The 8,746-nt window shown below is 54.7% G+C and carries 7 protein-coding genes; 5 read left to right on the forward strand and 2 right to left on the reverse strand.

Features of this window, described 5'->3' with window-relative positions:
• Positions 1–6: 6 nt before the first annotated feature.
• From LZ634_RS20520 to LZ634_RS20530, 3 genes are read left to right on the forward strand one after another with little or no spacing between them, the layout of a single operon-like run.
• Entirely contained in the window at positions 7–1,593 is a 1,587-nt protein-coding gene (locus LZ634_RS20520; RefSeq protein WP_234508522.1) for an alpha-glucosidase, read from the forward strand.
• A complete protein-coding gene (locus LZ634_RS20525) occupies positions 1,574–2,632 on the forward strand; it encodes a glycoside hydrolase family 130 protein (RefSeq protein ID WP_234508524.1) in 1,059 nt (352 codons plus the stop codon). The genes LZ634_RS20520 and LZ634_RS20525 overlap by 20 nt, the downstream gene beginning before the upstream one ends.
• On the forward strand, positions 2,608–3,552 hold the full coding sequence (locus LZ634_RS20530; protein ID WP_234508526.1) for a DUF1861 family protein: 945 nt from the start codon (positions 2,608–2,610) through the stop codon (positions 3,550–3,552). Before LZ634_RS20525 ends, LZ634_RS20530 begins: the two co-directional genes overlap by 25 nt.
• Positions 3,553–3,588: 36 nt before the next feature.
• Here LZ634_RS20530 and ygjG read toward each other — a convergent pair whose 3' ends face one another.
• On the reverse strand, positions 3,589–4,980 hold the full coding sequence (gene ygjG / locus LZ634_RS20535; RefSeq protein ID WP_234508528.1) for a putrescine aminotransferase: 1,392 nt from the start codon (positions 4,978–4,980) through the stop codon (positions 3,589–3,591).
• 355 nt (positions 4,981–5,335) lie between these two features.
• Here ygjG and LZ634_RS20540 point away from each other — a divergent pair, with 355 nt between their 5' ends.
• Positions 5,336–6,856, forward strand: coding sequence for a PAS domain-containing methyl-accepting chemotaxis protein (locus tag LZ634_RS20540; RefSeq protein WP_234508530.1), 1,521 nt, complete (start codon positions 5,336–5,338; stop codon positions 6,854–6,856).
• Here the strand turns inward: LZ634_RS20540 and LZ634_RS20545 are convergent.
• Entirely contained in the window at positions 6,853–7,425 is a 573-nt protein-coding gene (locus LZ634_RS20545; RefSeq protein WP_234508532.1) for a PadR family transcriptional regulator, read from the reverse strand. The two genes, LZ634_RS20540 and LZ634_RS20545, sit on opposite strands and share 4 nt — an antisense overlap.
• Positions 7,426–7,662: 237 nt before the next feature.
• Between LZ634_RS20545 and LZ634_RS20550 the strand changes: the two genes are divergently transcribed.
• A complete protein-coding gene (locus LZ634_RS20550) occupies positions 7,663–8,427 on the forward strand; it encodes a siderophore-interacting protein (RefSeq protein ID WP_234508534.1) in 765 nt (254 codons plus the stop codon).
• The last annotated feature ends 319 nt before the right edge of the window (positions 8,428–8,746 follow it).

Raw genomic sequence — 8,746 nt, forward strand, 5'->3', positions numbered from 1 at the left:
GTACCGGTGAGCAATCAACCCTGGTGGCAGGCGTGTACCTGCTATCAAATTTATCTGCCCTCTTTTTGCGACGGAAACGGCGACGGCATCGGGGATTTCACCGGGCTGTTGTCGAAGGTCGATTATCTGCAAACGCTGGGCGTCGGGGCTATCTGGATAACCCCTTTTTACCCGTCACCGATGGTGGATAACGGTTACGACATCAGTGACTACTGCACCGTTGATCCACGTTTTGGTACATCGGCGGATTTTCGTGAAGTGGTGGAACGCTGCCACGCCTGCGGGATCCGGGTGATCATCGATCTGGTGGTTAACCACGTTTCGACGGAACATCCCTGGTTTCGCGATGCATGGAATAATCCGGCCAGCCGCTACCGGGATTACTTTCTGTTTAGCAAACAGCCAAATAACTGGCAGTCGTTTTTCTCCGGCAGTGCATGGTGTGCGGAGCCGGATACCGGCGAGTATTACTACCATAAATTTTCGCCACAGCAGGTTGATTTGAACTGGCAGAATCCGCAGGTGGAGCAGGAGATCTATCGGGTCATCGATTTCTGGAAATCGCAGGGGGTTGATGGTTTTCGTTTTGATGTGATCAACTTTTTGACCACTGACGGCATAGGTCCTGATAACCCGATAGACAACGGTGAACAGCGGCATGAGTTTGATATAAACCAACCGGGGATCATCGACACCTTACGGCGCCTGTGTCGCTATGTGCGTCAGCAGGGGAACGCGTTTCTGATTGCCGAGATCGGCAGCGACGAGCTGGATATTCTGGCGCGCTATCAGAGTCCCGAACTGATGGACGTGGTGTTCAACTTCAATATCGGCAGCCAGAAGACCTTCGATATCTCGCGTTTATGCTCGGAAATTAACGCCACACAATCACAGCAATCAGGCCTGCCAACGCTCTTTTTCTCCAGCCACGATATGCCGCGCATGATTAGCCGTTTTGGTGAAGGCCTACGCGATATTGAACGCGCGCGAGCGGTGCTAGCGCTGCAGCTGACCGTGCGCGGCGTGCCGTTTGTCTTCCAGGGCGAAGAGCTGGGGATGACCGACTATCTCCCCGAGACGGTAGAACAGATTTTCGATATTCAGGGGAAAATCCATTATCAAACGGCGCTCCAGCAAGGCTTAACGCAGGCCGAAGCGCTGGTTCAGGCAATTGACCATTCACGCGATGCATCCCGTGCGCCGATGCTGTGGAGCGATGCGCCATTAGCTGGATTCTCTCCCATCACATCCTGGATGCCCATTAGCAACGACTACCGGCAAATCAACGCCATGCGCCAGCAGCAGACGCCCGGCTCGCTGTGGCGAGATTATCAGGAGCTGATTGCGCTGCGCAGACAAACGGCAGCTCTCTGCGAGGGGGATGGCGGACTGCTGGTGCAGACCGAGGAGTGCGTCTGGTTTATGCGCGCGACGGCAAGCGAACGAATCTGGGTGGCGATTAATTTTGGCGGTCCGGTACAAAATCCATGGCGGGCGATTGCCGCCGACGTGCTGTACGGGCAGGACACCCAATGGCTAGGTAAAAATCAAATTCTGATGAAAAGGAGAGTTCATGAACAGACACAGCAATAATCCGCTGATTACCCCGAAAGATGTGGTGCCTTCACTGCCGGGGCGGAAAGTAGAATGCGTTTTTAATACCGGCGTCACCGAATACAACGGTGAAATTATCCTGCTCCTGCGCGTTGCCGAGAGCGTGCTTAATGACGATCCGCAGCAGATCGTCGTGCCGCTGCTGGAATCACACGCGGGTGGCTGGCGGCAGACCACGAAGATGTTCCACCGCGGCGATGAGCGCTACGATTTTAGCGATCCCCGAACCATTGTCTTAAAGAGCGATCCATCGCAGCTGTGGCTGACCTCAATGTCCCATTTGCGCCTTGCGCGCAGCAAAGATGGCGTGCATTACGCGATCGATACCCAGCCTTTTATCATCGCGGACAGCCGCTATGAAGAGTTCGGTTGCGAGGATGCGCGTATTACGCAGATAGATGATCTTTGGTATATCAACTACTCGGCGGTTTCGTCATTGGGGATCACCACGGCGCTGGCGACCACCCGCGACTTTGTGCACGTTGAAAAACAGGGATTGATCCTTTGTCCGGATAACCGCGACGTCTGTTTCTTCCCGGAAAAAGTTAACGGTCGCTATATGGCGTTAACGCGCCCGGCACCGTGCCACTTTGGTCATCCAGAGATCTGGATCTGCGAATCTCCGGATATGCTGCACTGGGGAAACCACCGGCACCTGCTGGGACGTTCAGGGGATGAATGGGACTCGCGGAAATCAGGTGGCGGCGCGCCGTTAATTAAAACCCAACGTGGCTGGCTTGAGATCTATCACGGAGTCGATGCCGATCAACGCTACTGTCTGGGCGCGCTGTTATTGGATCTCAACGATCCCACCAAAATCCTCGCAAAATCGCCGGTACCGCTGCTGGAGCCAACGGCATCCTATGAACGAGAAGGTTTTTTCGGCAACGTCGTGTTCACCTGCGGGGCGCTTATTCGTGATGAGGTGCTGCATGTCTGGTACGGCGCCGCCGATGAGTGTACCGCGCTGGCGACGCTGCCAATGGATGCGTTATGGAAGCACTTAGGGTTGGCATGATGCGCGACGACGTGGCCGAACTTTATCGCCGCTATCGCTCCCACACCCGGCTACACAGCGGTGGCAAAATTACTTTTCACGGCGTGGACGGGCGGGATGTGTATAACCCGACGGCACCTTTTCGTCATGCTGGGGGATGGTGCATAGCCGCGCGGGTGGAAGTGCGCAACAGCGAACGCGCTCAGGTGTGCTTCTTCGCCTGGGACGGCGCGAATCATGCAACTGTGCTAGCCGATATGCCGAAGTTCGATTTGCAGGACCCCTTTATCAGCGAGATCGATGGGCAACTGGTGTTTGGCGGCGTAGAGGTCTCGTTTTCAACGCAAGGGGAGCCTTTACGCTGGCGCACGCAGTTTTTCATCGGGGAAAATATTGCCACATTGCGGCCGCTGGCGACCGGGCCGTGGGGCATGAAAGATATCCGCCTGCTTCAATTGCCCGATGGACGTATTCTGGTTTTTACCCGGCCACAAGGGGAGCCTGGCGGGCGTGGCACCATCGGCTGGACGATTATCCCCCGATTGCAGGCGCTCGATGCGCAGGTGATGGCCCGCGCCACGTTGATTTCACATGTGGATGAGCAGTGCTGGTGCGGCGTCAATGCGGCATACCTGCTGCCTACGGGCAACGTTGGCGTGCTGGCGCATGTTGCTGGTTTTGATGCGTTGGGCAACCGTCATTACTATGCGGCGCGTTTTCTCTTTGACCCTCAGTCCGGCGTGTCGTCTCCGATGGCAATCATCGCCTGCCGGGATGATTTTCTGAGTGGGGAGAGCAAGCGTGAGGATTTGCGGGATGTCGTTTTCCCCGCCGGGTTGCTAAAAGATGGTCAAGGCGGCGTCCGGCTTTTTTGCGGCACCAGCGATTGCGAAGTTCAGTGGCTGGATATCCCATCGCCATTTGGCGATAGGTGGCAATAAAAACGCCCCCCTACCGAAGTGGTAGGGGGCGTGAATTTACTGCTCGGTAGCTACCTGATGTTGACTGACCCGCAGAGCTGCCAGCGCGTTACGCGCCGCTTTCAGCACCTGGTCGCACTGTTCCATCGTCAGGGTCAACGGGGGTTCAACGCGAATGGTCTTGGCATTGTTGAGCGTTCCGGCAACCAGTACGCGCTGGCGGAACATCTCGCTGGCGAAGTTGTAGCCGATTTCGTTATCGACAAATTCAATCGCCATCAGCATTCCTTTACCACGGGTTTCACGCACTAGATCCGGGTATTCGCGTGCCATACTGCGGAAACCATCCAACAGCATATCGCCTTTCTGCTCGGCCTGAGCGGGCAGGTTTTCGGTCAGCAGTACGTTGATGGTTGCCAGCGCCGCCGCACAGGCCAGCGGGTTGCCGCCAAAGGTGGTGGTGTGCAGGAACGGGTTGTCGAACAGCACTGAGAACACCTCTTCCGTGGCAATAGTGGCACCGATAGGCATGACGCCGCCGCCGAGCGCTTTCGCCAGGCACAGGATATCCGGCTGCACGTTCTCATGCTCGCAGGCAAACATCTTGCCGGTACGACCCATCCCGGTTTGCACTTCATCAAAGATCAGCAACGCACCGAACTCATCGCACAGCTTGCGCACGGCCGGCAGATAGCCCTGAGGTGGCAAAATTACGCCGCCTTCGCCCTGAATTGGCTCAAGGATCACCGCCGCCACGTCATCACCGGTTTTCTGGCATTCGCTGAGCAGGGTGCGCATGGCCTCAATATTACCGAATGGCACATGGCGGAAACCCGGTAGCAGCGGCATAAACGGCTTGCGGAAGGTCGATTTGGCCGTAGCCGATAACGCCCCAAGCGATTTGCCATGGAACGCGCCGCTGGTGGCGATAAAGGTAAATTTACCGCGCGGCGATTGGTAGGCTTTGGCCAACTTCAGCGCCGCTTCCACCGATTCGGTGCCGCTGTTGCTAAAGAAGCTGTACTTCAGTTTGCCGGGCGCAAGGGCGGCCAGCGTTTTGGCCAGCATCGCGCGCAACGGGTCGAGCAGTTCCTGGCTGTGAAGCGGTTGTTTAGCGAGCTGATTCTGTACGGCGGAAACCACCACTGGATTACGGTGCCCCACATTGAAAATACCAAAACCGCCCAGGCAATCCAGAAACTCCTGGCCCTGGGTGTCGACAAGCGTATTTAACCCTCCCGCCTGCCACTCTACGGCTCCGTAATCCCCACCGGCTGTTACAGATTTTCGGTACTCTAAAAACCCCGGATTCACATGTTCTTTAAAGTATTCCCTGACCTCCTGGTTAAGAGCTTTCATCTCCTCATGTGAGAGCGTTTTCTTCTCAATGAGATTCAGTGCGTGTGCGCTGCAGGCCAGAGCCGATGCGCTGGAAGGTAACCTGTTCAAAATGTGCTCCCGGGGCTCACGTATCACATGATACTGAGTTAAGTATTGCAGGGATTACGCCACTTCAGCGGCTGCGGTGAAAATCGGGATAAATGCCTGGGAATAACGCGGATGTACAATATTTAATCGTCCAGCGGTGCGGGAAGACTGAAAAGGTTGGCGACGAGGTGCGACCTTTTTGTGCAGCGCGCTCTACAGCAGTGCGCGTTTTGCGCCAGGGTAGCGCGGCTTGTAAAAAGTAGGGCTTTTGTCGATTTTGCGATCTAACGCAAAATTAACAATTAAGGTTAATTAAATAACCTCCGATATAACAATTGTAATACATTTTCTTTCCGCACCTGAAAAGGATGTTCGTATGTCTACCCTGTCCGACCAAAACCAGCATGAATCCGTGCTGGACGATCACACCACCCTCATGTCGACCACCGACCTCAATAGCTGCATTACCCACGTTAACGATGCCTTTGTGAAGATAAGCGGCTATGGCCGTGAAGAGATGCACGGCCTGCCGCATAATCTGGTGCGTCATCCCGATATGCCGAAAGCGGCGTTTGCCGATATGTGGCATACGCTAAAGCAAGGTGAGCCGTGGACCGGTATCGTGAAAAATCGCCCAAAAAACGGCGGCCATTACTGGGTGCGTGCCAACGCCATTCCCCAGGTGCGTAATGGTAAAACTATCGGCTATATGTCTATCCGTACCAAGGCCAGCCCACAGGAAGTGGCTGCAGTTGAGCCGCTTTATCAGGCGTTACGGGAGAATCGCAGCAATAAACGCCTGCATAAGGGCCGCGTTATCAGCAAACGCTGGTGGGGCAAACTCTCGGCTATGCCGCTGCGCTGGCGGGTTCGAAGTGTGATGCTCGGGCTGTATCTGCTGCTGGCCGGATCGCTGTTTGCCCTGAATGCGCCGATTGCGGCGGTGCTGGCGTCGGCGATTCTACTGCTGCTGACCACCCTGGTATTTGAGTGGCAGATTGTTCGGCCAATTGAGAACGTGACACGACAGGCGCTCCGCGTGGCGACCGGCGAGCGTAACAGTGTGGAACATCTGGATCGTAGCGACGAGCTAGGGCTGATACTGCGCTCAGTGGGGCAGCTTGGGTTAATGTGCCGTTGGCTGATTAACGATGTCTCAAGCCAGGTTAACAGCGTTAGCGATGGTAGCGACGTACTGGCGCGTGGCAACGACTCTCTCAATCTGCGGACGCAGGAAACGGTGGAGAATGTGCAGCAAACGGTCACTACCATGAATCAGATGGCGGCATCGGTGCAGAACAATTCCCACACTGCGGCGCAGGCCGATAAGCTCTCTCTTGCCGCCAGCGGTGCGGCAACTCAGGGGGGACAGGCGATGCATCGGGTGGTGCAAACCATGGAGGATATCGCCGATAGCACCCAGCGTATTGGTTCGATTACCACGCTGATTAACGATATTGCTTTCCAGACCAATATTCTGGCGCTGAATGCCGCCGTTGAGGCCGCGCGTGCCGGTGAACAGGGAAGGGGCTTTGCGGTGGTTGCCGGTGAAGTTCGGCATCTGGCGAGCCGGAGCGCCACTGCCGCTAACGAAATTCGCCAGTTGATTGAAGCCAGCGCCAGTAAAGTACAGTCCGGGTCTGAGCAGGTACATGCGGCGGGGCGCACGATGGATGACATTGTTTCACAAGTGCAAAATGTCACCCAGCTGATTGCGCAGATTAGCCAGTCAACGTCAGAGCAGGCGACGGGTTTGTCAGACCTGACGCGCGCGGTGGCGAAACTTGATGAGATCACCCAGCAAAATGCCGGGCTGGTGGCGGAGAGCGCAAGCGTGTCGGCGATGGTCAAACGTCGCGCAAGCCGCCTGCAGGATGCAGTGACGGTCCTGCATTAATCTAACTGGGTGATATCCAGCGCCGCACGGTCGATAATGCCGATAATCTGTTTTAGCTGCGCGTCACTGATATCGCCCTGATTCACCTTCAGGTCCAGCACGGCTTTAAAGTTGTCCAGCGCCCGCTTCATCTGCGGGTTTTTACGCAGTTCATGCCCCACCATTCTGGCTTTCAGCCGGGTCTGGATTTGTGCCAACGGTTCCTGGCTTGCTTCGAGCATCTGACTGCCGTCGGCGGTAATCTCGATTTTCTTGCGCCCGCCGTCCTCTTCCTGCACGGTAATCAACCCCTGATCCTGCAATAAATCCAGCGTGGGATAGATAACGCCGGGGCTCGGGCTGTAATGGCCCTGGGTCAGGGATTCAATCGCTTTAATCAACTCATAGCCGTGGCTGGCGCTCTCTTTGAGGATGCTGAGAATGACCAGGCGCAGCTCACCGTGACCGAAGAAGCGCTGACGACGACCGCCGCCGCCGTGGCCTTCACCACGTCCACCGCGATGTTCGCACTCGCCGTGTTCGCCACGATGGCCGTGGCCGCGATGTTCGCTACCAGAGAAAGGTCTCATGGATGGTATTCCTTTTGCTATTTAGATATATCTAATTTATATCTTATTTTATATCTTTAGCAATATCTAAAAGTGAATGTTTTTCAATTTATTGATATATATAACATTAATTTTTATTTGGCGATGCTTGATATGATGTGGTTCATATATCATAAAAAGTGCTTGCATTCTTTTTAATTGGCAATCATTATCATTTGCAAAGTTTTTAGATATATCTATTTGTCAGAGAGACGCCAAATGAAAGAGAACAAATACCCACAGCGCGTACGCAATGAGCTTCGTTTTCGTGAACTGACCGTACTGCGCGTTGAACGCGTCGGTGCGGCTTTCCAGCGGATTGTGTTGGGCGGGGCAGCGCTTAACGGCTTTAGCTCACGCGGTTTTGACGACCACACTAAACTGTTTTTTCCGCAGGCCGGAACGACATTAACGCCGCCAACCGTGAGTGACGAAGGCATCGTTTGGGCAGACGGCGTTCGCCCACAGGCACGAGACTATACGCCGCTGTATAATGCGGAGCGCCATGAGTTGGCCTATGACTTCTTTATCCATGACGGCGGCGTGGCTAGCCAGTGGGCAATGGACGCGATAGCCGGCGATACGCTACTCATTGGCGGCCCGCGTGGTTCGCTGGTGGTGCCAGAGGATTACGCCTGGCAGCTGTATGTTTGTGACGAAACTGGAATGCCTGCGCTGCGCCGTCGGCTGGAGGCATTACGCGAGTTGCCGCAACATCCGCTGATCAACGCGCTGGTGATGGTTCGAGATGAGGCGGATAAAGATTATCTGGCCGGGTTTGAGAACTGCAATATTGAGTGGTTTACCCGCTATGATGCCGACGCTGTTGCGGCGCGTCTGGCGCAGTTAACGGTGCCTGAGTCCGACTACTTTATCTGGCTGACAGGTGAAGGGAAGGTGGTGAAAGGGCTGACCGACGGTTTTGTTACCGACGCTATCGATCCGCAGCTGGTGCGTTCGAGCGCATACTGGCACGCAAAATAAGCCAACGGCAGGCGCACCCCGCGCCTGCTTTTCCTGCTGACCTTCCGCCATGCATGGGTCACTCACCCTCAATCCATTCTGCGCTATTTATCGCGGCTTACTCACATAAGCCAGGCGAACGTCGTATTTTCCACACTTTTTATAGCCCTATCTTTGGACCTGTTTTCGGCCATTTATTGCGTTTGAAAATGGAATATATTATTGTTTTATATGAATAATTATCCATTTATTGTGTCTGGTGATGATGTCAATCACCTTTGCTTTGATGCCAATAAAAAATCTGTAAAAGTAGATGTTTATCGACTTTTCGTCTAAAAGT

This window comes from Kluyvera intermedia (assembly GCF_021440345.1).
GTDB lineage: Bacteria > Pseudomonadota > Gammaproteobacteria > Enterobacterales > Enterobacteriaceae > Kluyvera > Kluyvera intermedia_A.

Excerpts from the sequence above, each read along its gene's own strand:
- LZ634_RS20525 (WP_234508524.1), top strand. The coding sequence starts at position 1,574 with ATGAACAGACACAGCAATAATCCGCTGATTACCCCGAAAGATGTGGTG.
- LZ634_RS20530 (WP_234508526.1), top strand. The coding sequence starts at position 2,608 with ATGGAAGCACTTAGGGTTGGCATGATGCGCGACGACGTGGCCGAACTT.
- LZ634_RS20540 (WP_234508530.1), top strand. The coding sequence starts at position 5,336 with ATGTCTACCCTGTCCGACCAAAACCAGCATGAATCCGTGCTGGACGAT.
- LZ634_RS20545 (WP_234508532.1), bottom strand. The coding sequence starts at position 7,425 with ATGAGACCTTTCTCTGGTAGCGAACATCGCGGCCACGGCCATCGTGGC.
- LZ634_RS20550 (WP_234508534.1), top strand. The coding sequence starts at position 7,663 with ATGAAAGAGAACAAATACCCACAGCGCGTACGCAATGAGCTTCGTTTT.